Below are 25,159 nucleotides of genomic sequence, written 5' to 3'. Positions count from 1 at the left end.
GTTTCGCGCCGCGCGGCGCGATATGCGCAGAGTACCCCAGGGAGCGGCCCGTGGCTACTCCCCGCCGGGTCGGCCCTTTTCCGGCCCGACTCGGGCGATCCGGCCCAGCGAGACGAGCACCCCCAGGCAGGAGAAGGCCGCCAGGAGGGCCAGGCCCGCGCGCATGGCGGACAGGAACTCCGGCGGGGTTTCCTGGGAGATGGCCGCCCGGCCCATGAACACGGAGAAGATGAGCGCCACCGAGGTCATGCTGGCGGCCATGCCCAGGGTGCGCATGGCCGCGATCATGCCCGAGGCCAGCCCGAAGCGCCGCCGGTCCACGCTGCCCATGATCGAGGCGGAGTTGGGCGTGACGAACACGCCGAAGCCCGCGCCGATGAGCATGAGCTCCAGGGCCAGGAGCCAGAGGGGCATGTCCGGGCCGCAGGTCGCGGCGGCCAGGAGCAGGCCGATGGTGCTCATGAGCATGCCGATGGTGGCCAGCCGCCCCGGGTCCATGCGGTCGGCCAGCCTGCCGGATTGCAGGGTCACGGCCACCTGGATCACGGGCATGGCCAGGAGCACGAGCCCGGCCTCGCGCGGGGAGAGGCCCTTGACGTATTGGAGATAGAGGCTGGCCAGGAAGGTGATCCCGAAGGTGGCGGCGTAGTTGCCCAGGGCCGCCAGGCAGCCCAGGGTGAAGGCGCGGTCGCCGCGGAGCAGGGCCATGTCCAGCAGCGGGCTCGTTCCGCGCGCCTCCAGGCGCAGGAAGAGGGCCAGGACCACGATTCCGGCCGCGATCATGCCCGGGCCCAGGGGCATCTCCCCGGCGTGGGCCGCGCCGAGCATGAACAGGCCCACGCCCAGGGCGTAGACCAGCGCGCCGGTCCAGTCCATGCGCTCGCCGCTGCCCTCGTGGGCGTCGTCGCGCATGCCGAACAGGCAGGCCGCCACGGCCGCCAGCCCCAGGGGCACGACCATGAGGAAGACGCTGCGCCAGCCGAAATGCGAGGTGACGTAGCCGCCGATGACCGGGCCCAGGGAGAGTCCGACATAGGTGGCGGCCGAGACCGCGCCGATGACCCGGCCGCGCACCTCCGGGGGGTAGACCGAGGCCACCAGGGCCAGGCTGCCGGAGAGATACATGGCCGCGCCCAGGCCCTGGACGAAGCGCTGGGCCATGATCGAGCCGATGCCCTGGGTGAAGCCCAGGGAGAAGGTCATGACCGTGTAGAGCGAGAGTCCGGCCAGGTAGATGCGGCGGCGGCCCACGATGTCGCCCCAGCGGCCGAAGGTGAGCATGGTCATGGCCAGGGACAGGACGTAGAGCTGCTCCACGAGGCTCAGCTGCAGGGCCGAGGCCCCCAGCTCCCGGCCCAGGGAGGGCAGGGCCACGCCCACGGAGGTGAGCATGAACGGGGCCAGGAACTGGGCGATGCAGACCGTGAACAGGACCATCCCGGGAGAACCGGCGGCAGGCTTGAACATTGGGTCATTTTCGCGCAAAAGGCCGCCGGGCGCAAGCCGCCGCGGAGGCTTCGGATTGCGGAAAATGAAAAAACCTTCATTCCGGGCTTTACAGCCGGGGGCGAATGGAGACATAGAGGGGCGAGCGAACTTCGAACCCCCGCCGGGAGGAGCGCATGCGGAACTTGGCGCGTATCGTCTTGTCGATTCTGGCCCTTTGTCTGCTTCTCAACTCCTGCGGCGGCAAATCCTCCAAGGACGACGACCTGGCCCGGACCGCCGAATCCGGCTTCCTGGGCAAGGAGGAGTCCCTCCTGGCCCCGGTGCAGGGCCACGAGCCCATGCGCGCCTGGCGCAATCCCGACTTCAATCCCAAGAACTACAAGGCCATCATCGTGGACCAGGTGCAGATCTGGAACCTGGACGAGATGGCCAAGGACAGCGGGATCAAGCCCGACGAGTTGAAGGCCCTGGCCGGGTTCTTCCAGAACTCCCTGGCCAAGGCCCTCTCGGACATCAAGTTCCCCCTGGCCGACAAGCCCGGCCCCGGCGTGCTGCGCATCAGCGCGGCGGTCACCGACGTGCGGCCGAGCAACCCGGTGCGCAACAGCATCAGCTCGGTGCTGCCGGTGGGCATCCTGCTCTCCCTCGGCGAACGCGCGGCCATCGGCCGCGACCCCAACGTGGGCGGCTGCTCCGTGGCCATCCGCTTCAGCGACGCGGCCTCCGGCAAGACCATGGGCCTGTTCTCCGACGACCGCCAGGGCGACAAGTACGACTCGGCCAACTTCTCCGAGACCGGCCAGGCCGAGAAGGCCATGACCGACTGGGCGGCCCTGATCCAGCGCCGCATTCTGGTCCTCTGGGGCTCCAAGCCCGTGGCCTCCAAATAGAGGTTCCCGCCTTTTTGTTTTCTGGAACGCGCCGAAGGCGCACGGCTTCGCCGAATGATGAAAAGCCCCGAAGGGGCCGCCTACTTCTTCTTGCCGCCCTTCTTGCCGCCGGGAACGGGCAGTCCCAGGGCCTTGGCCACGCCCTCGCCGTACTTGGGGTCGGCCTTGAGGCAGTTGCCGATGTGCCGGAGCTTGATCTCCTCGGGCGCGTCGCCCAGGGCCCGGGCGGTGTTGCCGAAAAGGGCCTCCTTCTGCTTCGGGCTCATGAGCCGGAAGAGCTTGCCCGGCTGGGTGAAGTAGTCGTCGTCATCCTCGCGGAAGTTCCAGCGGTCGGCCGCGCCGTCGATGGCCAGGGGCGGTTCGGCGAAGTCCGGCTGCTCCCGCCATTCGCCGTAGCTGTTCGGCTCGTAGCCCAGGGTGCCGCCGTGGTTGCCGTCCACGCGCATGGCCCCGTCGCGGTGGTAGCTGTGGAACGGGCAGCGGGCCTTGTTCACCGGGATGAGGTGGTGGTTCACGCCCAGGCGGTAGCGCTGGGCGTCGCCGTAGGAGAAGAGCCGTCCCTGGAGCATCTTGTCCGGGGAGAAGCCGATGCCGGGCACGATGTTGGCGGGGTTGAAGGCCGACTGCTCCACCTCGGCGAAGTAGTTCTCCGGGTTCCTGTTCAGCTCCAGCTCGCCCACCTCGATGAGCGGGTAGTCGGAGTGGTACCAGACCTTGGTCAGGTCGAAGGGGTGGTAGGGGCACTTCAGGGCGTCCTTCTCGGGCATGACCTGGACGTACAGGGCCCAGCGCGGGAAGTCGCGGCGCTCCAGACTCTCGTAGAGGTCGCGCTGGTGGCTCTCGCGGCACTTGCCGATGACGGCCTCGGCCTCGGTGTCGGTGAGGTTCTTGATGCCCTGCTGGGTTCTGAAGTGGAACTTGACCCAGAAGCGCTGGTTCTTGGCGTTGATCAGGCTGAAGGTGTGGCTGCCGAAGCCGTGCATGTGGCGGTACGTGGCCGGGATGCCCCGGTCGCTCATGACCACCGTGACCTGGTGCAGGGCCTCGGGCAGACTGGTCCAGAAGTCCCAGTTGTTCTTGGCGCTGCGCAGGTTCGTGCGCGGGTCGCGCTTGACCACGTGGTTCAGGTCCGGGAACTTCAGCGGGTCGCGCAGGAAGAACACCGGGGTGTTGTTGCCCACCAGATCCCAGTTGCCCTGCTCGGTGTAGAACTTGAGGGCGAAGCCCCGGATGTCGCGCTCGGCGTCGGCGGCGCCGCGCTCTCCGGCCACGGTGGAGAAGCGGGCGAAGAGTTCGGTCTTCTTGCCGACCTTGGAGAAGATCGCGGCCTTGGTGTATTTCGTGATGTCCCTGGTCACCGTGAACGTGCCGTAGGCCCCGGAGCCCTTGGCGTGCATCCTCCGCTCCGGGATGACCTCGCGGTCGAAGTGGGCCAGCTTCTCCAGGAACCAGACGTCCTGCAGGAGCATGGGGCCTCGTTTCCCGGCGGTGAGCGAATTCTGGTTGTCGACCACGGGCGCGCCCGCGTTGGTGGTGAGCTTGTTCTTCTTGACCATGTGCACCTCTCGGGTTTGCCGCCGCAGAACGCGGAGCCCGGCTCGCGGTTCCGGCGAGTTCTCGATAATGAAACCTTACGGAGAATCATTCTCCGTTGCAAGCGAAAAAAATTATTTCCCGCCCGCTTTTCGGCGGCACCTGGGGCAGAGACCGAAGAAGTCCAGACGATGGGAGGTGATGGCGTAGCCGGTGTCCCGGGCCATGCGCGCGACCAGTTCGGAAATGTCCGGGTCGCCGGGGTCGGCGACGGCCCCGCAGCGGGTGCAGACGGCGTGGGGGTGGGGGTAGGGCCGGAGGATGTCGTAGCGGTTGTCGGCCGCGCCGAAGTCGATCTCCAGGAGCAGGCCCTCCTGCTTGAGCAGGGCGATGGTCTTGTAGACCGTGGCCAGGCTCATGGTCGGGTTCTCGGGCAGCAGCCGCCGGTGGACCTCCTCGGCCGAGGGGTGCGAACCGTCCCGGCCCAGGGCGCGGATCACGGCCAGGCGCTGGGGAGTGAGGCGAAAACCCCGGCCGCGCAGGATGTCGGCAAGGGTCTCGGGAAGATGGGCGGGATGCGTGCTCACGCCCCCTCTCTACCTTCGAGGCGGCCCCGACACAAGTCCGGCTTCGTCGGCTTCGCCGAGCTCTACAAAAGGCGGGGGCGGTTCCCGCCTTTTCGTTTTCTGGAACGGGCCGAAGGCCCCCTATTGCGCGCGGAGGGGGGAGCGGAGTAGAATGGCGTGATGTTTCTGTTCATCGAGCGTCTGGCCGAGGAGGCCATCCAGAAGCACATGCGCGAGGGCGGCTTCGAGAACCTCGAGGGCAAGGGCAGGCCCCTGCCGGAGGAAGACCTCTCGATGATCCCCGAGGATCTGCGCATGGCCTACCGCATCCTGAAGAACGCGGGCTGCCTGCCGCCGGAGCTGGAGCGCGCCCGGGAGATCGACACGGCCCTGGACCTGCTCAAGGCCATGCCCGACGAGCGCGAGCGCTACCGCCAGATCCGGCGGGTGAACTTCATGATCCGCGATCTGAACATGCGCCGCGGGCGGCCCGTGGCCTTCGAGCGGGCGGAACTCTATCACGACCGCATCGTGGAGCGTCTCTCCACGGGCGAGAAGGAGCGCGCGTGAACGCCGAGGCCTGGAACATCATCGCCCTGGTCTGCGCGGCCGTGGCCGGAACCCTGGGGGCCTTCGTCATCCGCCGCCGCAGGCCCCACGGCCTGGACGCCATGCAGAAGAACCTGCTGGCCACGAACATCGGCTATTTCGCCACGCTCTACACCTTCTTCCTGAGCTTCGCGGTCATCACCCTCTGGAACAATTTCACCGACACCTCCGAGGATCTGGCCCACGAGCCCTACACGGCCGTGATCCTGGCCCGGGAGGCGCGGCTTCTGCCCCATTCCGAGCCCTTCCGCCAGGCCCTGGAAGGGTACCTGGAGTCCGTGGCCCGCGAGGAGTGGGCGGCCATGGCCCGCGCCGAGCGCAGCCCGGCCACCCAGGAACGCTACGACGCGCTCTGGCGGGAATGGGAGCGCATCCGGCCCGAGGACGGGTCCAAGGCCGTCTACCACGTGCGCATGCTGGAGGAACTCAAGGACCTCTCGCGCCTGCGCCACGCCCGGCTGGAACAGGTGCGCGGCAGCCTGCTCTGGCCCTTCTGGCTGCTCATCCACCTGGGCTTCGTCTTCACCCTGGTGGCGCTGTTCTACACCGACCTGGGCCACGGGCTGGCCGACCTCTGGTACATGGGCATGATGCTGTTCATGGTGCTCATCAACATCTGGCTCATCCGGGAGCTGGACACGCCCTTCAGCGGCGTCCTGCGCCTGGGGCCGGAACGCTTCCTGGAATCCCTGGAACGGATCAGGGCCTTGGTCGCGCACTGAGGCGGGGCGCAGCCCGGAGCGGCGGGGTTTCCGGCGGCGTCCCCTTGCGGCCCGGGCCGATCCGATGTAGCCCTGACCACGCCTTGGTTCCGGCGGCATCCGCCGGAGCGGAGGCCGCGGACGGTTTCCCGGGGGGGGCGATGCAGATCCAAACGACGATCTTCACCCTTGGCGGCGAGTTCGCGGACCCGGCCCGCGAGTCGGAGTTCCGCGCGGAACGCATGCCCGAATGGCTGCGTTATTGCCGGCTGGCCTTCTTCTGGGCCGCGCTGCTCAATGCGCTGTTCTACGCCAACGACTTTCTGCGCTTCCTCGGCACGCCCCATTTCGCCGTGGCCGTCACGGCCCGCTCGATCCTGGTGTTCGTCTCCCTGGTCTGTCTGGCGCTTCTGCGCCGGGTGCGGGGATTCCGGGAACTGCACACCCTGGGCCTGGTCTGGTGCGCGGCCGCCGTTCCGGCCTGCGCCGTGCTCCTTTCACCCCAGACCGAGGCGGCCCTGTTCTTCCTCTTCGTGCTGCCGATCATCTACACCCAGGGTTTCCCCCTGGCCTTCCGCGCCGCCGCCGTGGTCAGCCTGCTGGGCAGCGGGCTGGCCCTGGCCTTTCACCTCGCGGGCAAGCCCTGGGCCGCCTGGGAGCTGGGCCTGCTGCTGGCCCTGGTCACGGAGAACGCCGTGCTCCTGCTCCTGCTCTCCCGTTCCAACCGCCTCCAGCGCCAGGAATGGACGGCCTCCCGGGCCGCCGAGCGTGCCGGACTGGAGCTCGACGAACACCGGCGGATGCTCCAGACGCTTTTGAAGGCCGTGCCCGCGCCCCTGCTCGTCCTCTCCCGCAGCCACGGCGCGCTGTTCCAGGCCAACGCCGCCGCGCGCCGCTTCTTCGGCGAGGCGGCCTGTTCCGACGCCGCGTCCATCCGGGCCTGCTTCCGGCCCGAGGACTTCGCCCGGCTCACCTCGGACCTGCCGCCCGCCGGAGAGGTGGCCGAGCACGAGATTCGGGTCTTTCCCCCGGATGGCCCGCCCCGGGACATGCTCCTGGTGGCGACCACGGCCGTGGCCGGGGGCCGGGAGACCGTGCTGGCGATTCTCGTGGACGTGACCCGGCGCAAGGAGATGGAGGTCCATCTGCAATGGCTGGCCAGCACCGACCCGCTCACCGGGCTGGCCAACCGCTCGCGCTTCTTCGAGGAGGCCGCGCGGGAGATCGGCCGCGCCCGGCGCAACGGGCACTCCCTGGCCGTGCTCATGGTCGACATCGACTACTTCAAGCGGATCAACGACACCTGCGGCCACGACGTGGGCGACGCGGCCCTGCGGGCCTTCGCCGGACTGTGCGGGGGGCTGCTGCGCGGCCAGGATCTGGCGGCCCGGCTGGGCGGCGAGGAGTTCGGCCTGCTCCTGCCGGAAACCGACGGCGAGGGCGGGCTCGTCCTGGCCGAACGGCTGCGCGCCGGGGTTGAGGGCATGCGGCTGGAGGGTCTGGCCGGTCCCATGACCATCAGCGTGGGGGTGGCGGAGGTGCTGCCGGGCGAAGAGGGCGTGGACGCGGCCCTGTCCCGGGCCGACCACGCGCTCTACGAGGCCAAACGCGCGGGCCGCAACCGGGCCGTGGCCTACGCCTGCCCATCGCAGGGCGAGGCTTCGGCCGGGGCTTGAGGCTTCAGGGTCGGGCCGATCACCCCGCCACGGTGGCCACGGTCCAGAGGTCGATGCCCCGCATGACCCAGACGTCGAAGGCCGCGGCCGCCAGGATGAGCGCGGCCCAGGCCAGCCTGCGCGTTGCCGGGGGCAGGACCGAGATGCGGCGGCGCAGGATGAAGAAGGCGCTCATCAGGCAGAAGCACTCCAGGGCGAAGGCCGGGAAGCCTAGGAACCCCAGCAGCGGCATCTCGAAGATCCTGGGCCCGGCGGCCAGCGGGATGTCGTAGACCCAGCGCGCTCCGGCCCGGAAGTTCCACAGCTCCCAGAAGAACCCGCACAGGAGCCCGGAGGTCATGAGCAGGAGCGGCCGCCGGGGCCGTCCGGACTCCAGGTCCGCGAGCAGCGAATCCCCGCCGTTCTTGTACAGCCAGGGCTCCAGCAGAAACACGAAGCCGCCCCAGACCAGGGGGAAGAAAAGCGTCGGCGCGATGAGCGGCAGCGCGAGGCAGGCCGTTCCGGCGGACAGGAGCACGGGACGCAGGCCGTCGGGCCGGACCAGGGGCCTGACGCGCGACTTGGCGAAGAGTCCGGTGTGCTCCAGGAGGTCCGCCGCCGTGGTCAGGGCGGGCAGCACCGAGGAGAAGGACAGGACGTAGCCCAGCCAGCGCCAGGGCAGGGCCTGGGGCAGGTTGAGGTAGCTCCAGTTGTCCAGGCGGAAGTTGAAGGCCTCGAACACGAGCCAGAAGGTCAGCGAGAGCGGGAGCAGGGTGGCGAACAGGCGCGGGTCGTCGAAGAGCGTGGACCGGCCGCCCTTGAGCTTGACCGCCGCCTGGGTGGCCAGGATGGCGGGCCACCAGGCGAAGCAGCAGTACCAGGTGTAGAAGGGCTCCACCTTGCCGGAGAGCCCGGCCGAGGCCACGGCGAACACGGCCAACGCGATGATGAGGACGAAAAGAGGGCGATGCATTCCCCCATTCTAGCGCGGGGGGGGCCGAAAGGCCAGTCCCGCACTTGACGGGGGGCGCGCCGGTCTGTCATCGATTGCGTCATACGGATCGACAACGCCGGAGGCTCGTCATGCGCAAGGTGAAATCGGTGCGGGTGCCGCGAGAACTGGAGACCCTGGACCTGCCGTCCGTGCTCCGGGAATGCGCCAACTACCTGCGCGACCTGGAGTCCGCCACCCTGCTCAAGTCCCAGGGCAACCGCCAGGCCGCCGAGGCCCTGCTCAAGACCCGCGAGACCGACCTGGGCCGCCGCGTGGGACGGCTCGTCTGGGAGGCCCGGGTGCGGTTCGGCAAAACAAAGGGAGACTGACATGAACGGCAAGACCCCGGCCCAGACCGCCGTGACCATGGCCCACCTCATCCTGCCCTCGGACGCCAACCCGGCGGGCAACTGCCACGGCGGCGTGGTCCTCAAGTACATCGACATCTGCGGGGCCATCGTGGCCAAGCGCCACTGCCGCAAGAACGTGGTCACGGCCAGCATGGACCGCACGGACTTCCTGGCCCCGGTGCATGTGGGCGAGATGGTCATCCTCAAGGCCAGCCTGAACATGGTCGGCCGGACGAGCATGGAGGTGGGCGTGCGGGTGGAGGCCGAGAACCTCATGACCGGCGAGGTGCGCCACACGAACTCGGCCTACGTGACCTACGTCTGCATGGGCGAGGACGGCAAGCCCCACGCCGTGCCGCCGATGGTCCCGGAAACCGACGAGGACCGCCGCCGCATGTCCGAGGCCCAGATGCGCCGCAAGCTCCGCCAGGAGGCCAAGAGCCTGGAGAAGAAGCGGGGCTGACCCGGATGGGCCCGCTCCGGGCGAACCGGAGGGTTGAGGCCCGGGGCGCGGAGTGGTAGGCACCCGCATGAGCATGGATGTCCAACTGGAATATTGGGACCAAGCCGCTTCTTCCAAGACGTTTTCCCACCCCATCCCGACCCTGGTCTTTCGGGACTTTCTTCCGGTTTCGGCGCGGATATTGGATTACGGCTGCGGCTACGGCCGCGTCTGTTCCGAACTTTCCGGCCTCGGCTACGACAACGTCACCGGGATCGACATCTCCGGGGAAATGGTCCGGCGCGGAAAGCTCCTGGGCGACGGCCTGGACCTCCGCGTCTTCGACGGCCTGTCGCCGGATTTCGGCGACGGCTCCTTTGACGCCTGCCTTCTGGTGGCGCTTCTCACCTGCGTGCCCTCCGACGCGGGCCAGGAACGCGTCATCCGTGAGATCAACCGGCTGCTGGCCCCGGGCGGCCTGCTCTTCGTCAGCGACTATCCCCTGCAGCGGGACGAGAGGAACAGGGCGCGGTACCGCGAATTCGAACGGGAACTGGGCACGTTCGGCATGTTCCGCACCGAGGGGGCCGTGTTCCGGCACCACGACATGGCCTGGGTGCGGCGGCTGCTCGCCGGTTTCCAGGTCGAGTGGGAACGGGAGGTCGCTGTCCGCACGATGAACGGCCACGAATCCGACGTGTTCCAGATGATGCTCCGGAAAAAGGCCTAGGAGCCGTTCTCCGGCGCCCGGACGGGGCGCGTCTTCTAGCGCTCTCCCGGCGCGGCCTCACCGCCCATGAGGTGGCAGATTCCGGCCACGGCCTTGAGCGGCAGCACGAAGGCCACTCCCGTTCCCGGCTTCTCCAGGTCGGCCGCCTCCACGATGGCCTCCAGCACCGGCTCGGTGAGCCGCTCCGGCACGGCCGTGAGCACGATCTCCTTTTCCGGCTCGATGGGAATGCCGAAGAAGGTCTGGGTTTCGCGGATGCCCGTGCCCCGGCCGAAGATGATCGTTCCGCCCTCGGCTCCGGCCCGCTTGGATGCGCCGACCACCCTGTCGCTCCAGCCCTTGTTCACGATGGTCACGATCAGATCGAAATCCTTGCGGAGTTTCATGACGTTCTCCTCGTCTTCAATGTGTGGACGACTCCGGCCGCCATGACGCAGAGCACTGGAACGAGGGCCACCACCGCCACCAGGCCGAAGCCGTCCAGCAGGGGGTCCGTGTGATCCATGGCCTCGGCCGCGCCGAGGGCCACGGCCGAGATGAAGCTGACCACGAGAGGTCCGGTGGCCACGGTGCTGGAGTCGAAGGCGATGGGCGCGAAGACCCGGCCGCAGAACGGCAGCATGGCCAGGGCCAGCAGATAGCCCGGGACGGTGATGAAATGAATGGGCAGACCCAGGAGCATGCGGCCCATGCCCAGTCCCACGGCCAGGGCCACGCCCAGGCAGAGCGCCACGATGATGACCTTCCGGCGGATGGAGCCCCTGGTAGCCCGTTCCACCTGGTCGCCCAGAATGCGCACCGCCGGTTCGGCCACGGCCACGGCCAGACCCAGGGCGAAGCCCACCGGCGCGAGCCAGACGGCCCGTTCCGGGGTTCCGAGGGCCTTGCCCAGCAGTTCGCCCGTGGGCAGGAAGCCGGTCTTGACGCCCTGGAGGAAGAGAACCAAGCCGGCGAAGACGAGCACCGCGCCCCGGGCCATGGCCAGCAGGCGTTCACGCGGCAGTTTGGCCCGCAGGCCGAAGATCAGCCCGATGGCCGCCAAGGGGGCCAAGCCCAGGAGCACGTCCCGGGCCGTGCCCCGCAGGTCGATGAAATCCAGCAGGAGGCTCATCCCAGCACCGTTCCCAGAAGCATGACGCCGAGCACCGGCCCCAGGGCCGCCAGGCCCAGCAGGCCGAAGCCGTCCGAGGAGGTGTTCCGGCCGCCCAGGACCGAGACGAAGCCCAGCCCCAGGGAAATGAGGAACGGCACGGTCAGCGGGCCGGTGGCCACGCCACCGGCGTCCAGGGCGATGGGCACCGCGGCCTCGGGCACGACCAGGGAGAGCGCCAGCACCAGCCCGTAGCCCAGGCCCAGGAGCAGCGCCGGATGCAGGCCCAGGGCGATGCGCAGCAGGGCCAGGCTGACGAAGACTCCGATGCCAGCCACCACCACCAGGAGGAGAAGCGCCGGGTTTACCTCGCCAGCGGTGGTCTTCATGTGCTGGGCCAGGATCTGGAGCGAGGGATCGGCGGCGTTGGCCGAGGCCCCCACGATGAAGGCCAGGCAGAGCAGAAGCCAGAGCGAGGACACGCGCGGCAGCTGTCCGCCGACCAACTCTCCCAAGGGCAGCAGGGAGATGTTCACGCCGCGCAGGAAGAGCAGCAGCCCGGCCGTGGACAGGATCGTGCCGCCCAGATAGCGGGCCAGCCCCTCGGCGTCCAGGAAGCCGAGGGCGGCCTGGAGCAGCAGCACCACCAGGGTGACGGGCAGCAGCGAACCGGCCGTTTCCAGGAAATCGCGGGGGATTTTCGCCAAGCTGACCTCCCTCGTGCGCCGGAGCCCGGCGGAGCTCCCGGCGGTCGTGGTATGCGCTGGACCCGGGGCCGGGACGTCGTGAAAGACAGAAAGCCCTTGACAGACGACCCCGAGGTGAGGATGAAAGCCTGCATGGAACTACCTTTTTTTCGCGAGTTCGTCATCATTTTCGGGTTGTCCATCGCGGTCATCTACTCCTGTTACAAGATCAAACTTCCGCCCATCGTCGGTTTCCTGATCACCGGAGTGCTGGCCGGTCCCTACGGCTTCGGGCTGGTCAAGGCCGTGCATGAGGTCGAGACCATCGCCGAAATCGGCGTGGTCCTGCTCCTGTTCACCATCGGCCTGGAGCTGTCCCTGGGCGAGCTGGCCCGGCTGAAGAAGCCGGTCTTCCTGGGCGGCGCGGCCCAGGTGCTCCTGACCATCATCGTTTTCGACGGGCTGGCCGTGTCCCTGGGCTACGAGCCGGGCCAGGCCACCTTCTTCGGCTTCCTGGTTGCCCTCTCCTCCACGGCCATCGTCCTGCGCATCCTCCAGCAGCGGGCCGAAATGAACAGCCCGCACGGCCGGGTCTCCCTGTCGATCCTCATCTTCCAGGATCTGATCATCGTCCCGATGATGCTGCTCATGCCCTATCTCTCGGGGAAAACGCCCGCCCTGGGCTCCTCCCTGCTCTACCTGACCCTCCAGGGCGGCGGCCTCATCCTTCTGGTCTTCTTCCTGGCCCGCAAGATCGTCCCCCGGATTCTGCGCCTCATTGTCGGCACCCGCAGCCGCGAACTCTTCCTGCTGACTACCCTGGCCCTGTGCCTGTCCATCGCCTGGCTGACGTCCAGCATGGGCCTCTCGCTCTCCCTGGGCGCGTTCATGGCCGGCCTGATCATGTCCGAGTCCGAGTATTCGCTGAGCGCTCTCGAGGGCATCCTGCCCTTCCGGGACGTATTCACGAGCATCTTCTTCATCTCCGTGGGCATGCTCCTGAACGTTCAATTCCTGCTGGACAACCCGCTGCTGGTGGCCGGAGTCACGCTTTCCGTGCTCCTGCTCAAGGCCCTGCTGGCTGGGCTGGCGGCCTTCATCCTGGGCTACCCCCTGCGGCCGGCCATCCTGGTGGGTCTGGCCCTCTGCCAGGTGGGCGAGTTCTCCTTCGTCCTGGCCAAGACCGGCCTGGGCTTCGGGCTTCTGAGCCCGGACACCTACCAGCTGTTCCTTTCGGCCAGCATCCTGACCATGGCCCTGACGCCCCTGCTCATCGCGATCTCGCCCCAGGCGGCGGACCGCATCTTGCGCCTGCCGCTGCCTTCGCTGATGCGGAAGCGGTCCTTCGAGCGCGAGATGGAGCAGGTCTGCCACGCGGGCTGCGACCTCCGGGACCACATCGTGATCATCGGCTTCGGCGTGGGCGGACGGCACTTGGCCCGGGCCGCCAAGACCGCCGGGATTCCCTACACCATCCTGGAGATGAACCCGGACACCGTGCGCACGGCCTCGGCCGCCGGGGAGCCCATCGCCTACGGCGACGCCACGCAGCCCGCCGTGCTGGAGCACGCGGGCATCCAACACGCCCGGGTCGTGGTCGTCGTGGTCTCGGATCCGGCGGCCATCCGGCGCATCACCGACACCGTGCACCGCGTCAAGCCGTCGATCCACATCATCGTGCGCACCCGCTTCGTCAGCGAGGTGGAGCCCCTGCGCGCCCTGGGGGCCAACGACGTGATCCCCGAGGAGTTCGAGACCTCGGTGGAGATATTCACCCGCGCCCTGACCCGCTACATGGTTCCCCGGGCGGAGATCGAGCGCTTTACCGAGGAGATCCGTTCCGAGAGCTACGACATGCTCCGCCAGGTGAACATCGCCAGCGAACCCCTGGCCGCCCTGTCCCGCTACTTCACGGGCTACGACGTGAGCGGCCTGACCGTGGAGGAGGGCTGCATGCTCGACGGCCTGACCCTGGAGGCGACCGGCCTGCGCAAGACCCACGGGCTCACCGTGGTGGCCGTGCGCCGGGGCGGGGACATGCTGGCCAACCCGGACGGCACCCTGCGCCTGGAGGCCGGGGACGTGGCCTACGTCTTCGGTTCTTCAACCGACATCGCGGCCAAGGCCGGGCTGTTTTTGGCCCGCAAGCGGGCCTGGGTCGAGGCATGAGCATCCTGGTTCAGACGCTGCTGCGCGTGCTGCGCGGGGAACGGCGCGGTCCCGGGGAGCGCGGGCGGACCGAGGCCCCGGAGGACGGCGGGCGCCCGGGCGACAGCGGCGGGAAGCCCGGCGGCCGGGAGGGGGAGCGGGACGGGGACGACCGGCGCCGTTCCTGAGCGGTCCTATTCCCCGACCACCTTGTTCCGCCCGCCCTGCTTGGCGCGGTAGAGGGCCTGGTCCGCGCGCCGGAGCAGGTCGTCCAGGGACTCGTCCGGGCCGGAGGACAGGGCCACGCCCAGGCTCACGGTCACGGGCAGGGGGCGGCCGTCGTGTTCCACGTTCATGGACGCCACGGCCAGACGCAGGCGCTCGGCGGCGTGCAGGGCGGCCTCCAGGTCCGTTTCGGGCAGGATGGCGGCGAATTCCTCGCCGCCGATGCGGCCGAGCACGTCCATGCCGCGCAGGGTTTCGCGGGCCGTGCGGGCCAGGGTCTTGAGCACGGCGTCGCCCGCGTCGTGGCCGTAGGTGTCGTTGACCTTCTTGAAATGGTCCACGTCGAACATGATGCAGCTCACGGGGTGGCCGGTGCGCCGGGCTCGCTCCAGTTCGGTCCGACCGCGCTCCAGGAAGTGGCGGCGGTTGGTCAGGCCGGTGAGCCCGTCGGTGGTGGCCAGTTCGCGCAGCAGTTCCTCGGCGCGCTTGCGTTCGGTGATGTCGCGCACCGTGCCCACGGCCCACCAGCGGTCCTGGAGCCGGAAGGCGGCTACCGAGAGTTCCGCCGGGAAGGTGGAGCCGTCCTTGCGCCGGGCGGTGCGCTCCGTGAGAACCCCGACCACCGCGCCCGCGCCGGTCCTGGAAAAGTCCGGGAAGCCCTCGCGGGCCTTGCCCGCGTCCTCCTCCATGGCCACCACGGTGTGCAGCTTCTGGCCGAGCATCTCCTGCCGGGAGTAGCCGAAGATGCGTTCGGCGGCGCGGTTCCAGAAGGCCACCCGACCCTGGTCGTCGATCATGACCATGCCGTCCTGGGAGGCCTCGCTCATGGCCCGGACCTTCTCCTCGCTCTCGGCCAGGGCCCGCAAGGCCCGGCGCTGCTCGGTGACGTCCTCCTTCACGGCCACGTAGTGGGTGGTCTGGCCCGCCTCGTCGAGCACCGGCGAGATGGACGCCTTTTCCCATATCTCCCGGCCGTCCTTGGTCCGGTTGCAGATTTCCCCGACCCAGTCCTGGCCCTCGGCCAGGGTTCGCCAGAGAGCCTGATAGAACGCCGCGTCGTGGCGGCCGGACTTGAGGATGCGGGGGTTTTGACCCAGGACTTCCTCGGCCGAATACCCGTATTTCTCGGTGAAGCTCGGGTTGACGTACTCGATGTCGCCCTTGGCGTCGGTGATGACGACCATGGCCGGGCTCTGCTCCACGGCCCGCGAGAGCGTCAGCAGGCGTTCCTGGGCCTGGCGTTCGGCGGTCACGTCGCGGGAGAGCATGACCATCCGGTGCGTGGCCCCGTCCTCCCCGCTTATGGGGTAGAAGGTATTGTCCAGGATCATGCCCAGGCGCTCGTCATCGAAGCGAATGGGTTCGCCCGTGCGGGCGGCGAAGTCGAACAGATCACGGCGGCGCGCGATCAGTTCCGAGGTTCCAATATCCCACAAGCTTATATCCGAGTTCCCAAGAGGGGCAATGGATTGGAAACGTTCCTCGGCCACGGCGTTGGCGGTGAGGACGCGGCCGTCCATATCCGTGAGGAAGAAGGCCGCGTCCTGGGGCGCGTCCAGGATGGCCCGGGCCGTCTCCTCGCTGCGCCGCAGATCATCCAGGGCGCGGTCACGGCGGCTTCGGGCCAGGGCCCAGATCCATGAGAACAGGGCCAGCAAGGTGAGCAGGGCGGTGGTCATGGCCAGGAAGGTCAGGCTCTGTGGGGGGCGGAGCTGTCCGGCTCCAACCCGCGAGACCAGGAGGAATCTTTCCGTGGGGACCATCGTGATTTCGGAACGCAGGCCGGAGGTGGCGCCGGGATCAACCGTATCGAAGGTATACAGTGCGCCGTTCAGCAGGAACTGGCCCCGCCCCTGGCCGCGAATCCGATCCCAGGCCCCGGGCCACGTGTCCCGCACCGTGGGCTTCGGGCGTCCGGGGAGCAGGAAGCCCCATTCCTGTTCCGTGGTGGGGCCTAAAAGCCAATAGCCGTCGTGATTCACCAGCAGGGGACGGCCTATGGATGCGTCTTCCGCCTGGCGGAGTCGGTCCAGGGGCACGTTGCCGTCCATGCTGAGGACGATGAGTCCGGCCTTGTCGCCATCCGGGCCGCGCACCGGGCTGGCGTAGTGCAGCGCCGGAGTCAATGGTTCCGCAATGCGGCCCTGTTCGACGATGAGGCCCATTTCCGATACGTGGACCTGGCCGAAGGGCAGGGACAGGGCTGGACGAAAAGCCGGACGCCCGGACTTGTCCTGGAGGAGGTTCCTGGGGACGCAGCTGGGCCCGTCAGGTCCGATGTCCACGCGGGCTTTCTCCATGCCTGACGTGTCCAGGAAACGGACCACCAGAAAACCCCGTTTGATGGCGGCGAAGGAGAGGAGCAGTTCCTCTATGTTTTTTTGGGGGTCATCGCCGTGCTCCAGCTCCGCGCCCACACGCATGGCCAGCAGGGCGGCGTCGGCGGCCCGCGCGGTCAGGGAGATCTCCATGATCTTGGTCTCACGGGTCACACGGGCCATTTCGCGGTTCTGGATGACGTCGAGGCGGGCTTTGCCGTCCTGGAGCCAGTAAGCGAAGGAGACACCCGACACCAGAAGCGCCAGCGGCAGGAACAGGCCGAGGAAGTGCTGGAGCGTGGTGTTCGTCTTGGGCGGCATGGCGGCTTCCAATTTTTTCCTATTGTATCACAGGATAAGGAACAGGAAGCAAGCCTCATGTCGGCCTTTGGAGCCGGGCGTTTTCCGGGCTTCGCCGCTCTTCGGAACGCCGTGCCCCTTCGGGGCATTTCAGAAAGGCGAAAGCCTCCCCCGCCTTTCCATGAACCGGCGAAGCCGTGCCCCTTCGGGGCTTTTCAGAAAGGCGGAAGCCTCTCCCGCCTTTTTATGAACCGGCGAAGCCGGAGCGGTTGCGGCCGGAGTTCTTGGCCTCGTAGAGAGCCTGGTCCGCGCGCTTGAGCAGGCCGTCGAGGTCTTCGCCCTCGCGGATCTGGGCCACGCCCAGACTCACGGTGAGCCGCAGGACGCGTCCGCCGTGGGGCGCCTCGAGTTTCTCCACGGCCCGGCGCAGGCGCTCGGCGGTCTCCATTCCGGCCTTGAGGTCGGTTTCGGGCAGGATGGCGGCGAACTCCTCGCCGCCCAGGCGGCCGAGCACGTCGGCCTGGCGCAGGGCCGCGCGCGCCGTGTCGGCCAGGGCCCGGAGCACGGCGTCGCCCGCGTCGTGGCCGTGGGTGTCGTTGACCTTCTTGAAGTGGTCCACGTCGAACATGACGAGGCTCAGGGCGCGGCCGTAGCGCCGGGCGCGTTCCAGCTCGGCCTGACCGGTCTCCAGGAAGTGGCGGCGGTTGAAGAGGTGGGTGAGGCCGTCGATGGTGGCCATCTCGCGCAGCCGGGCCTCGGCCTGGTCGCGGCGCAGCCGGGCCTGGGCCCAGAACCAGGAGACCACGGCCAGGAGCGCGGCCAGCCCGGCGGTGAAGAACCAGAACAGCGGCCCGGTCGGCGGGTTGAAGCTGTCCTCGGCGGTGTGCACCGCCAGGAGCCATTCCTCGGCGGGCAGCACGCGCAGGTCCGCGCCCAGGGTGTAGCCTTGGCCCGGGGTCACGGTGTCGAAGGTGAGCAGGCCCCCGTCCACCGGGATCTGCCCCTGCCCGTCCCGGCGCGCGGCTTCCCAGGCGTCGGGCCAGAGCTGCTTCAGGGTGCCCTCCGGCCGTCCATCGAGCTGGAAGGCCCATTCCGAGTCCGGGGAGGGCCCCAGGAGCCAGTAGCCCTGGGCGTTGGCCATGAGGAACGGGCCGCCGGGGACGGCCGAGGCCAGCCGCAGCCGCTCGAGGGGCAGGTCGCCCTTGAGGGCCAGGACCACGACCCCGGCGCGGACCCCCTCGGGGCCGAAGACCGGGGAGGAGAAGCGCAGCACCGGGGTGGGCGGCGCGTCCAGGCGGCCGTCCTCGGCGTTCAGCTCCAGGCGCGAGACGCGCACCGAGCCGCCGGGCAGGCCGCGGGCCTCCAGGAAATCGGGCAGGTCGGAGCGGTCGGCCAGACGCGGGCCCGGGACCATTTCCGGGCCCTGGGGGTGGAGATTCACCCTGGCGGTCTCGACGCCGGAAGCGTCCAGGTATTGGATGCGGGCGTAGCCCCGGTTGACGAAGGCGAAGGACCAGAGCACCCCGGCGATGTCTTCCGGGGCCCGTTCCCCGGCCTCGCGCAGCAGGGTGGAGGTCATGTCGGCCAGGAAGGCGGCGTCGGCGGCGCTGGCCGCCAGGGCCGTCTCCAGAACCTGGACCTCCTGACTCACGCGGCCCATCTGGCGGGCCTTCACGGTCTCGGCGCGTCCGGCGGCCTCCAGGGAGCGGTAGGCGTACAGCCCGCCGAGAACGAGCAGGCAGAGCGGCAGGAAGAGAACCGCGAAGCGCACGGGCAGGCCAGGCCCGGCGCACGGCCGCGAGCCGGAGGGGATGGGGCCGGAGGTCATGCGGTCAGGTTGCCGGTCAGGCCGGAACCGCTCCGGACTCTCCGGCGGGCTCGAACTCCTCCCCAGCCTCGTTCCGCTTCGCCGTGGCCTGTTCCAGGCCTTCCCTGAGCCGGAGCAGGAAGGCGTCCGGGGTGTCCCCGGCCTCGATCTGGGCGGCGGACACGCTCACGCTGACGCGCAGGCCGTCCTGGAATTCGGTGGCCGCGATCTCGGCGCGCAGCTTGCGGGCGAAGCGTTCGGCCTGGGGGCCGTCGATGTGCGGGGCGAGGACGGCGAAGGTGTCGCCGCGCCAGCGGAAGACGAGGTCGTTCTTGCGCACCCGGCGGGTGAGCAGGCGGGCCAGGTCGGCCAGCAGCCGGTCCCCGGCGCGGTCGCCCTGGGTCCGGTTGATGTCGCCCATGCCGTCCACGTCGAGCATGAGGGCCGCGGCCTTGGCCTTGTAGCGGCGCACGTGCTCGATCTCGCGCAGCACGCATTCCTCCAGCTTGGCCCGGTTGTATACGTGGGTCAGCTCGTCGGTGATGGTGAGGCGGCGCACGGCCTCGTCCAGCTCGTCCAGGCGTTCCTCGTCGCGGGCCAGCGGCCCGATGAAGGCGCGGAACACGATCAAGGCCTGCAGGGCCAAGAGGAGCAGTCCGCCGCCCACCACGATGAGCCCGGCCTGGGCGGCCCAGGCCGCGGTCTCGGCCTTGTTCTTCAGGATCAGGTCGTAATAGCCCATGAAGCCCAGGGCGAAGAGCAGGGCCAGGCCCAGAAGGGTGAGGCCGTAGAACACGGCGGGTCGGGTGCGCTGCATGGAACCTCCGCGCCCGCCCGGACGGCGGCGGGCCTGATCCGGTCTACCCGAGGGCCTGGGGGAAAATCCAGCGCCCCGCGTTGATTTCTAACGTCCGGCCCGTTCCTGCGTGAAGTACACGGCCGCCTTGTCCTTGTTCACGCGCTTGAGGACCACCGAGAAGGAAGGCCAGATCCAGCCGTACTGGTCGCCCCTCTGGCTGCCCTGGCCGAACTGCTGGATGAGCCGGTCCTGGACCAGAAAGATGTTCGCCTCGCCCTCCACGGCCATGCCCACGGCGAAGAGTTTGCCCTCGCGGGCGTAGTAGGCCACGGAGACGATCTTCGCCTTGCCGTAGGTCGGCTCCTCGTCCTTGCGGTAGTAGGAATCCTTCTGGCTCGGCACCGGGGTCAGGCCGGGCAGGCCCGCGATGGCCGCGCCGAAGGGCAGGCCCCGGAAATCCGTGGGCGCGGGCTTGTCGGCGAAGCCCGTGCGGTCGTCGGCCAGGGCGGCGACGGCGCAGAACGCGGCGAGGAGCAGGACCGAGAGGGCGGCGAGACGCGGAAGCATGGGCGGGACTCCAATGTTTCTCCGATGATACAGCTTGAAGCGGGAATTTCAAGACCTGATTGAATGGGCGGGGCGCGTGGATTCCCGGGGGGCTCTCTCCCGTGCCTTTCTGGAATGCGGCGAAGCCGCTAAGCCGCGCCGGCGCGCAGGGACGACCCGTAGATGTCCCAGGTCTGGAGGAATGTTTCGTCGAAGGTGCGGCGCTCCATGCCGGCCCGGGCGTTCTCGCGCATGAGCGAAAGCCGTTCGGGGGAGTCGGCCAGGTGGATCACGGCGCGGACCAGGGCGTCCGGGTCTCCGGCGGCCACCACCAGGCCGGTGCGGTCCGGGATGATGTTCTCCCTGGGGCCGCCCCGGTCGGTGACGATGACCGGCAGGCCCGAGGCCTGGGCCTCCAGGACCACGTTGCCGAAGGTGTCCGTGGCCGAGGGGAAGACGAAGATGTCCGAACTCGCGTAGGCCGCGGCCAGATCCTCGCCCTCGAGCACGCCGGTGAAGCAGGCGGGCAGGCCGCGCAGGGCCTGCTTCATTTCGGCCAGGTAGGGGCCGTCTCCGACCACCACCAGCTCCAGGTCGCGGCGCATGGCCCGCAGCTTGCGGAAGGCCTCGGTGAGCACGTGCAGGTCCTTTTCCCTGGACACGCGGCCCACGTAGAGCAGCTTGAGGCCGGGCCCGGCGGCGTAGCGCTTGAGGAAACCGTTGCGCTTGGAGGGGTGGAAGTGGGTCACGTCCACCCCGCGCGGATAGGTCTTGACCTTGTGTTCCGGGATGCCCCGGGCCACCAGTTCGTCCACCGTGGCCCGCGAGGGGGCGTAGACCACGTCCATCTGGTTGTAGAACCAGAGCATGTAGCGCCAGGCCGCGTCCTCCAGGTTGGTGTCCCGGGTCAGCGCGGCCACGTACTGCGGGAAGGCCGTGTGGTAGGTGGCGTGGATGGGGGTCTTCAGGATGCGGGCGATGGCCAGGGCCGCCAGGCCGACCGGCCCGGGCGTGGCCGCCAGGAGGAGGTCGAAGTCCTCCTCGAAGCAGTGCGCGAGCATCTTCAGGAACGGCGGGTAGAAGAGTTGGAGCTGGGGGTATACCGGGATCTCGAAGGCCCCCACGGGCTCGAAGTCGGCCACGCCCGCCATGTCCGCCGGGGCGTCCTGGCCGCAGGTGATGACCCGCATGTGCTTGTCGTGCCTGCCCACCAGGGTGAGCTGCTGGCGGATCGTCCGGGCCACGCCGTTGACCTCTCGGAAGGTGTCCGTGAAGTGGGCGATCGCGAGCCCCTCCTTGCGGGGGTGGCGGGGCTTTTCGCCGAAGGCCGCCAGGCAGCGGTCGCAGAAGGCCCGTTCCGAGGCGAACAGGCCGAAGGAGACGAAATAGGGCGCCAGCAGGGCGTAGAGCGAGGCGGCCGAGCCGATGGTGTGGAAGACGTCGAAGAGCCGGGCCTGGAGCAGGCTGGTCAGGATGCGGTCCGCGAACTGGGAGAGCACGCGGTCCGTGGCCCGGGACACGAAGCGGTACCACTCGTTCTCCATGAGGGCCATGTCGCGCACCTCGCCCCGGCTCACGGCCTGGAAGCCCTGGTCCGCGCCCACGATGGCGGCGGCCTCCTTGAGCAGCACCTGGTGGGCCTCGCCGCCCGTGGCCCAGCGCAGGTAGAGGGCCGATTTGCGGCGGTTGAAGAAGCTCTGCACGCGGGCCAGCAGGCCCGGGGCCGGAGTCTCCTCGGATGGGTCCAGGGCCTGGTCCGCGAAACGCAGGGCCGGGATGTCGGCGGCCGCGCCGGGCATGGGCACGCGGTTTTTATAGAACTGGTAGGCGATGCTGTAGATGTTGTGGGCCATGGTCATGGGCGTGGCGGCCGTGCCCAGGGGCTCGCCCAGGCGGCCGCGCAGACCGCCGAGCACGGACTCCAGGTCGGCCGGGCCCGGGAAGCGCGTGTGCATCCGGGCCACGTTCAGGCCGGAGTGGTCGTCCGAGCCGCCGGTGAAGCCCTTGACCCAGGGCGTGTCGCCCCAGGGTTCGAGCCCGTGCCTGTCGGCCAGCCGCTCCAGTCCGGGGCGGGTCAGGCCGGTGATGATCTCCTTGAGCACCGTGTTCTGCAAGGCGTCGCGGGTGCCGTTGAGTTCGAAGGTGTTGAAGAGCACGAGGCACTGCTCGAAGTGCTCGGGCGTGAGCCGCTCGTTGACCGCGAACAGGGGGTGGGCCAGGACGTGGGCGATGCCGTTCTCCCGCAGGTAGGGCAGCAGCTCGAAGACGTTCTCGCGCAGCTCCTGGAAGTCGCGGTGCTGGGCCTCGGTGACGCCGTAGACGAGCACGTGCAGCTTGCAGCGGTCGCCGGGGAAGTAGGTGGTGATCTCCTCACTGACGAACGCGCCCGGCAGGTGGGCGATCTCCAGGGCTCCGGCGAGGGTGTTGTGGTCGGTGATGGTGACGAGGTCCATGCCCCGCGCGCGCAGCAGGCGGTAGATATTCTGGGGCTCGGTGTAGCTCTCGGAGCAGCCGAGCTTCTGGAGGATCCACTGCGAGGGCCGCGTGGAGTGCTTGGAATGCACGTGCAGGTCGATGCGAAATCCCGTGGCGCTCATGCTTCCTCCGTCGGGAACGGCCGGTCAGGCGGCGGACAGGGCGGGCTCTTCCCGTTCGGCCTGGCAGCAGACGCACAGCCGCGTGCTCGGCCGGGCCAGGAGCCGGGCCGTGCCGATGGGGCCGCCGCAGTCCTCGCACAGGCCGTAGTCGGGAGCGTCGAACCGTTTCAGGGCTTCCTCGGCCTCACGGAGTTCGCGGTGCTCGCGTTCGCGCAGGGCCAGGTCCAGGTTGTGGCGGGTGATCTCCGTGGCCAGGTCCGATTCGTCCGGGCAGTTGGCCAGGGTCAGGTCCGCCTGCTCCGCCCGTATGGTCAACACCGCGACCCGTTCCTTCAGCCGTTCGCGAATCTGCCGCTTCTGCCGCTCGGTCATGGCCGTTCCTCCTTGCTCGGATCGGTTGCGGACCCTCCCGGGTCCATCAAATGAGCAGGGAATAGCAGAAGGCCGGTGACGGATCGCCGCGATCCGGTGACGTTTCCGTGTCCCTTCGGGACGTCATGGAACGGCGGAGAAACGTTTCTCTTCCCGCCTTTCTGAAAACCGCCGAAGGCGGACGAAGGCGGGCGAAAGCGGCTGGACTGCGGGGGGCGGGCGGCATATATGCCTATGGTCGTTGCAATGGAGCGCGTCGACACCGGACCCCCAACCCGCAAGGAGCCCGCATGTTCCTCAAGCTGCTGCTCGGATTCGCCCCCTGGCTGGCCTTTCTGTTCATCGCCCACGGCAGCCTGTTCCGGCTCAAGCTCGGCCTGATCACGGCCTTCGCGCTCACGGTGATCATGGGCGTGCTGCGCCTGCATCGGGGCGTGATCCTCTGGATGGGCCTGCTGTTCTTCGGCTACGCCCTGGTCGCGGTGTTCGTCTTCGAGAACATGTGGACCGTGCGCTTCATGGGCGTGCTGGCCAACGCGGCCCTGGGCCTGGGGGTCTGGATCACCCTCGGCATGGGCAAGCCCTTCTCCCTGGACTACGCCCGCGGCCACACCGACCCCTCGCTCTGGAACGACCCGGTGTTCCTGCGCACGAACACCCGCATCAGCCTGGTCTGGGGCCTGGTCTTCACCGTCAACGCCGGAATCGCCCTGAACAAGGCCCTGGCCCCGGTCATGCCGGACCTGGCCTACGAGTTCCTGACCTACGCCGTGCTGCTCGGCACCCTGGTCTTCACCACCTGGTACCCCAAGGCCGTGCACCGGCGACAAGCCGCCCTGCGCCGGGCCGCCTCCTGACCATCCTTCCGAGGGACGCAAAAAGGCGGAAGGGGCATGCGCCTCTTCCGCCTTTGCTTCTTCCGGCTCCCCCGCCTTTCTGGAACCCGCCGAAGGCGGCGGGCGGTTTATTGGGAAATCGGGTCGTCCCAATAGCCGGCCCGGCGGGGCAGGTCCAAGGGCACGTCCACGCCATTTTGGAGCCTCAAGACGCCGCTTACTTTCCGCGCGGAGATCGTACCCTGAAAATGCCCCGGATAATCCCACTCCGCCGGGGTGTCGAAGCTGATGGCGTTCCCTTCGATCCGCACATCCATGAGCACGGGATCGCTCGGGCGGCCTTCGCTGAATTGCAGGATTCCCTTGTAGCCGGACTTGCCGAGGACGATGCGCAACTCCTCGCCCAGTAGGTCGCCGCCCTCGTTGTTGTAGTACATGGTCGAATACGTCCCGGCGAAACCGCTCCCGGCGGCCGCTTTCGATCCTGCATGGGCCGCGACCGCCGACAACAGGGCCAGAATGAAAAGCAGGACTATTCTTTTCCCCATGTTCCCCTCGATCCGCGCGGTCATCGACGCGGAGGCTCGCTGACCCGCAGTTCGTCCATGGGCTCCTTCCAATACACTCGGGAACTCAGGACGCTCTTTTCGGCGCGGGGCTCCACCGGCTTCAGGCCCGGGGACCAGCCGTCCAGCAGCTCCTCCTTCCAGTCGTAGAAGTCGGCCTTCAGGGCTTCCGTGACGCCGTGGTGCGTGAGCAGCACCTGACCGCCCCTCACCTCGTAGCTGCACGTGGTTTCCTTGCGGTCGTAATCCTTGCGCGGCCCGGAGCCGTCCGTGGCCTCCCAGACCTCGGTGACGATCCGGCACGCGCCGCCGGTGTTCAACTCAATGCATTCGCTCCACTCGGACTCGGTCAGCACGCAGTATTTTCCCAACATGTCCTGGGCGAGGGCCGGACTTGCCATGAGCATGAAGAGGATGAGGGATGCGGCTTTTTTCATTTCAGCGAAGCCTTTTTTCTTGAATATCAACCGTCGCGTCTTCGGGGCGAACGCACACCCTTCCGCAGCTCCCCGGGAGAGTCAATGCGGATCGGCGTCGAGGCGCAACGCGTCCTTGGGTTCCTTCCAATAAACCCTGGGGTCCAGCCAACCTCTCTCGTATGTCGGATTGACCAGTTCCAGGCCCGGCGACCAGCCCTGTCCGGCAAACTGCGCCCAGTCGTAAACAGCGGCCTTCATCACCTCCGTGCGGCCTTCGTAGGCCAGCGACACCAAGTCGCCGTTCACCTCGTAGCGGCACGGGGTCTCCTTGCGGGTCATGTTGTTTCGGGGGCCGGAACCTTCCGTGGGGTCCCAGAACTGGGTGACGATCCGGCATTCGCCGCCGTGCCGCAACTCGAGGCACTGCGCCCATTCGGATTCGGTCACCACGCAATAGGCGCCGGAGAGGTCCTGGGCCAAGGCGGCAGTGGACGCAATGAGCAGGAATGAACCCAGCATGATGCACTTCAT

At 68.5% G+C, this 25,159-nt stretch carries 26 protein-coding genes; 10 read left to right on the top strand and 16 right to left on the bottom strand.

What is annotated here, in order from left to right; translation table 11 throughout:
- Positions 1–54: 54 nt before the first annotated feature.
- Positions 55–1,467: an MFS transporter gene (locus H587_RS0116140; protein WP_027177111.1), complete on the bottom strand. Its 1,413-nt coding sequence runs from the start codon at positions 1,465–1,467 to the stop codon at positions 55–57.
- 155 nt (positions 1,468–1,622) lie between these two features.
- On the opposite strand from H587_RS0116140, the gene H587_RS0116135 reads away from it, so the two are divergent.
- Positions 1,623–2,339: a DUF3313 domain-containing protein gene (locus tag H587_RS0116135; RefSeq protein ID WP_027177110.1), complete on the top strand. Its 717-nt coding sequence runs from the start codon at positions 1,623–1,625 to the stop codon at positions 2,337–2,339.
- A gap of 80 nt (positions 2,340–2,419) precedes the next feature.
- On the opposite strand, the gene H587_RS0116130 is transcribed toward H587_RS0116135, so the two are convergent.
- Positions 2,420–3,895 carry a catalase gene (locus H587_RS0116130; protein ID WP_027177109.1) on the bottom strand — a complete coding sequence of 492 codons (1,476 nt, stop codon included), beginning with the start codon at positions 3,893–3,895 and terminating at the stop codon, positions 2,420–2,422.
- Positions 3,896–4,006: 111 nt separating this feature from the next.
- On the bottom strand, positions 4,007–4,459 hold the full coding sequence (locus H587_RS0116125) for a Fur family transcriptional regulator (RefSeq protein WP_027177108.1): 453 nt from the start codon (positions 4,457–4,459) through the stop codon (positions 4,007–4,009).
- A 159-nt stretch (positions 4,460–4,618) separates the two neighbouring features.
- Here H587_RS0116125 and H587_RS0116120 point away from each other — a divergent pair, with 159 nt between their 5' ends.
- The 3 genes from H587_RS0116120 (at position 4,619) to H587_RS19285 (ending at position 7,424) form a co-directional block, all read left to right on the top strand.
- The gene (locus tag H587_RS0116120) at positions 4,619–5,008 is read left to right on the top strand and encodes a DnaJ family domain-containing protein (RefSeq protein ID WP_027177107.1); all 390 of its coding nucleotides are present in this window, start codon (positions 4,619–4,621) and stop codon (positions 5,006–5,008) included.
- On the top strand, positions 5,005–5,769 hold the full coding sequence (locus H587_RS0116115; RefSeq protein ID WP_027177106.1) for a bestrophin-like domain: 765 nt from the start codon (positions 5,005–5,007) through the stop codon (positions 5,767–5,769). The genes H587_RS0116120 and H587_RS0116115 overlap by 4 nt, the downstream gene beginning before the upstream one ends.
- Positions 5,770–5,909: 140 nt before the next feature.
- Positions 5,910–7,424, top strand: a complete 1,515-nt coding sequence (locus tag H587_RS19285; RefSeq protein WP_051203073.1) for a GGDEF domain-containing protein — start codon at positions 5,910–5,912, stop codon at positions 7,422–7,424.
- Between the two features lie 19 nt (positions 7,425–7,443).
- Here the strand turns inward: H587_RS19285 and H587_RS0116105 are convergent, their stop codons facing one another.
- Positions 7,444–8,376 (bottom strand): hypothetical protein, encoded by a 933-nt coding sequence (locus H587_RS0116105; protein WP_027177105.1) that lies wholly within the window; start codon positions 8,374–8,376, stop codon positions 7,444–7,446.
- Between the two features lie 110 nt (positions 8,377–8,486).
- Here H587_RS0116105 and H587_RS0116100 point away from each other — a divergent pair, with 110 nt between their 5' ends.
- The 3 genes from H587_RS0116100 (at position 8,487) to H587_RS0116090 (ending at position 9,919) form a co-directional block, all read left to right on the top strand.
- Complete coding sequence (locus H587_RS0116100) at positions 8,487–8,726, top strand: hypothetical protein (protein WP_027177104.1); 240 nt, start codon at positions 8,487–8,489, stop codon at positions 8,724–8,726.
- Position 8,727: 1 nt separating this feature from the next.
- The gene (locus H587_RS0116095; RefSeq protein WP_027177103.1) at positions 8,728–9,210 is read left to right on the top strand and encodes an acyl-CoA thioesterase; all 483 of its coding nucleotides are present in this window, start codon (positions 8,728–8,730) and stop codon (positions 9,208–9,210) included.
- A gap of 67 nt (positions 9,211–9,277) precedes the next feature.
- Positions 9,278–9,919 carry a class I SAM-dependent methyltransferase gene (locus H587_RS0116090; protein WP_051203072.1) on the top strand — a complete coding sequence of 214 codons (642 nt, stop codon included), beginning with the start codon at positions 9,278–9,280 and terminating at the stop codon, positions 9,917–9,919.
- A 35-nt stretch (positions 9,920–9,954) separates the two neighbouring features.
- Here the strand turns inward: H587_RS0116090 and H587_RS0116085 are convergent, their stop codons facing one another.
- From H587_RS0116085 to H587_RS0116075, 3 genes are read right to left on the bottom strand one after another with little or no spacing between them, the layout of a single operon-like run.
- The gene (locus H587_RS0116085) at positions 9,955–10,305 is read right to left on the bottom strand and encodes a P-II family nitrogen regulator (RefSeq protein ID WP_034609799.1); all 351 of its coding nucleotides are present in this window, start codon (positions 10,303–10,305) and stop codon (positions 9,955–9,957) included.
- Positions 10,302–11,030, bottom strand: a complete 729-nt coding sequence (locus H587_RS0116080) for a DUF1538 domain-containing protein (protein WP_027177100.1) — start codon at positions 11,028–11,030, stop codon at positions 10,302–10,304. Before H587_RS0116080 ends, H587_RS0116085 begins: the two co-directional genes overlap by 4 nt.
- Positions 11,027–11,716 (bottom strand): DUF1538 domain-containing protein, encoded by a 690-nt coding sequence (locus tag H587_RS0116075; protein WP_051203069.1) that lies wholly within the window; start codon positions 11,714–11,716, stop codon positions 11,027–11,029. Before H587_RS0116075 ends, H587_RS0116080 begins: the two co-directional genes overlap by 4 nt.
- A 132-nt stretch (positions 11,717–11,848) precedes the next feature.
- On the opposite strand from H587_RS0116075, the gene H587_RS0116070 reads away from it, so the two are divergent.
- Positions 11,849–13,864, top strand: a complete 2,016-nt coding sequence (locus H587_RS0116070; RefSeq protein ID WP_027177098.1) for a monovalent cation:proton antiporter family protein — start codon at positions 11,849–11,851, stop codon at positions 13,862–13,864.
- Positions 13,861–14,031 carry a hypothetical protein gene (locus H587_RS20730; RefSeq protein WP_156904603.1) on the top strand — a complete coding sequence of 57 codons (171 nt, stop codon included), beginning with the start codon at positions 13,861–13,863 and terminating at the stop codon, positions 14,029–14,031. The genes H587_RS0116070 and H587_RS20730 overlap by 4 nt, the downstream gene beginning before the upstream one ends.
- Before the next feature lie 6 nt (positions 14,032–14,037).
- Here the strand turns inward: H587_RS20730 and H587_RS20000 are convergent, their stop codons facing one another.
- From H587_RS20000 to H587_RS0116035, 6 genes are all read right to left on the bottom strand, one after another.
- Positions 14,038–16,707 carry a PAS domain S-box protein gene (locus H587_RS20000; RefSeq protein ID WP_156904602.1) on the bottom strand — a complete coding sequence of 890 codons (2,670 nt, stop codon included), beginning with the start codon at positions 16,705–16,707 and terminating at the stop codon, positions 14,038–14,040.
- Positions 16,708–16,930: 223 nt separating this feature from the next.
- Positions 16,931–18,514, bottom strand: coding sequence for a sensor domain-containing diguanylate cyclase (locus H587_RS21200; RefSeq protein WP_027177096.1), 1,584 nt, complete (start codon positions 18,512–18,514; stop codon positions 16,931–16,933).
- Between the two features lie 16 nt (positions 18,515–18,530).
- Positions 18,531–19,310 (bottom strand): GGDEF domain-containing protein, encoded by a 780-nt coding sequence (locus tag H587_RS19280; RefSeq protein WP_051203064.1) that lies wholly within the window; start codon positions 19,308–19,310, stop codon positions 18,531–18,533.
- 87 nt (positions 19,311–19,397) lie between these two features.
- Positions 19,398–19,859 (bottom strand): hypothetical protein, encoded by a 462-nt coding sequence (locus H587_RS0116045; protein WP_027177095.1) that lies wholly within the window; start codon positions 19,857–19,859, stop codon positions 19,398–19,400.
- Between the two features lie 128 nt (positions 19,860–19,987).
- Positions 19,988–22,435, bottom strand: a complete 2,448-nt coding sequence (locus H587_RS0116040; protein ID WP_027177094.1) for a glycosyltransferase — start codon at positions 22,433–22,435, stop codon at positions 19,988–19,990.
- Between the two features lie 24 nt (positions 22,436–22,459).
- Entirely contained in the window at positions 22,460–22,807 is a 348-nt protein-coding gene (locus tag H587_RS0116035) for a TraR/DksA family transcriptional regulator (RefSeq protein ID WP_027177093.1), read from the bottom strand.
- A 290-nt stretch (positions 22,808–23,097) separates the two neighbouring features.
- Between H587_RS0116035 and H587_RS0116030 the strand changes: the two genes are divergently transcribed.
- A complete protein-coding gene (locus H587_RS0116030; protein ID WP_027177092.1) occupies positions 23,098–23,664 on the top strand; it encodes a hypothetical protein in 567 nt (188 codons plus the stop codon).
- 107 nt (positions 23,665–23,771) lie between these two features.
- Here H587_RS0116030 and H587_RS19995 read toward each other — a convergent pair whose 3' ends face one another.
- The 3 genes from H587_RS19995 to H587_RS0116015 form a co-directional block, all read right to left on the bottom strand.
- On the bottom strand, positions 23,772–24,191 hold the full coding sequence (locus H587_RS19995) for a hypothetical protein (protein WP_156904601.1): 420 nt from the start codon (positions 24,189–24,191) through the stop codon (positions 23,772–23,774).
- A gap of 20 nt (positions 24,192–24,211) precedes the next feature.
- Complete coding sequence (locus H587_RS0116020; protein ID WP_027177091.1) at positions 24,212–24,646, bottom strand: hypothetical protein; 435 nt, start codon at positions 24,644–24,646, stop codon at positions 24,212–24,214.
- An 81-nt stretch (positions 24,647–24,727) separates the two neighbouring features.
- Complete coding sequence (locus tag H587_RS0116015; protein ID WP_027177090.1) at positions 24,728–25,159, bottom strand: hypothetical protein; 432 nt, start codon at positions 25,157–25,159, stop codon at positions 24,728–24,730.

Source organism: Desulfovibrio aminophilus DSM 12254 (assembly GCF_000422565.1).
GTDB lineage: Bacteria > Desulfobacterota > Desulfovibrionia > Desulfovibrionales > Desulfovibrionaceae > Aminidesulfovibrio > Aminidesulfovibrio aminophilus.
Note: the sequence above shows the minus strand (reverse complement) of the source record. Positions and strands in the feature narration are given on the sequence as shown.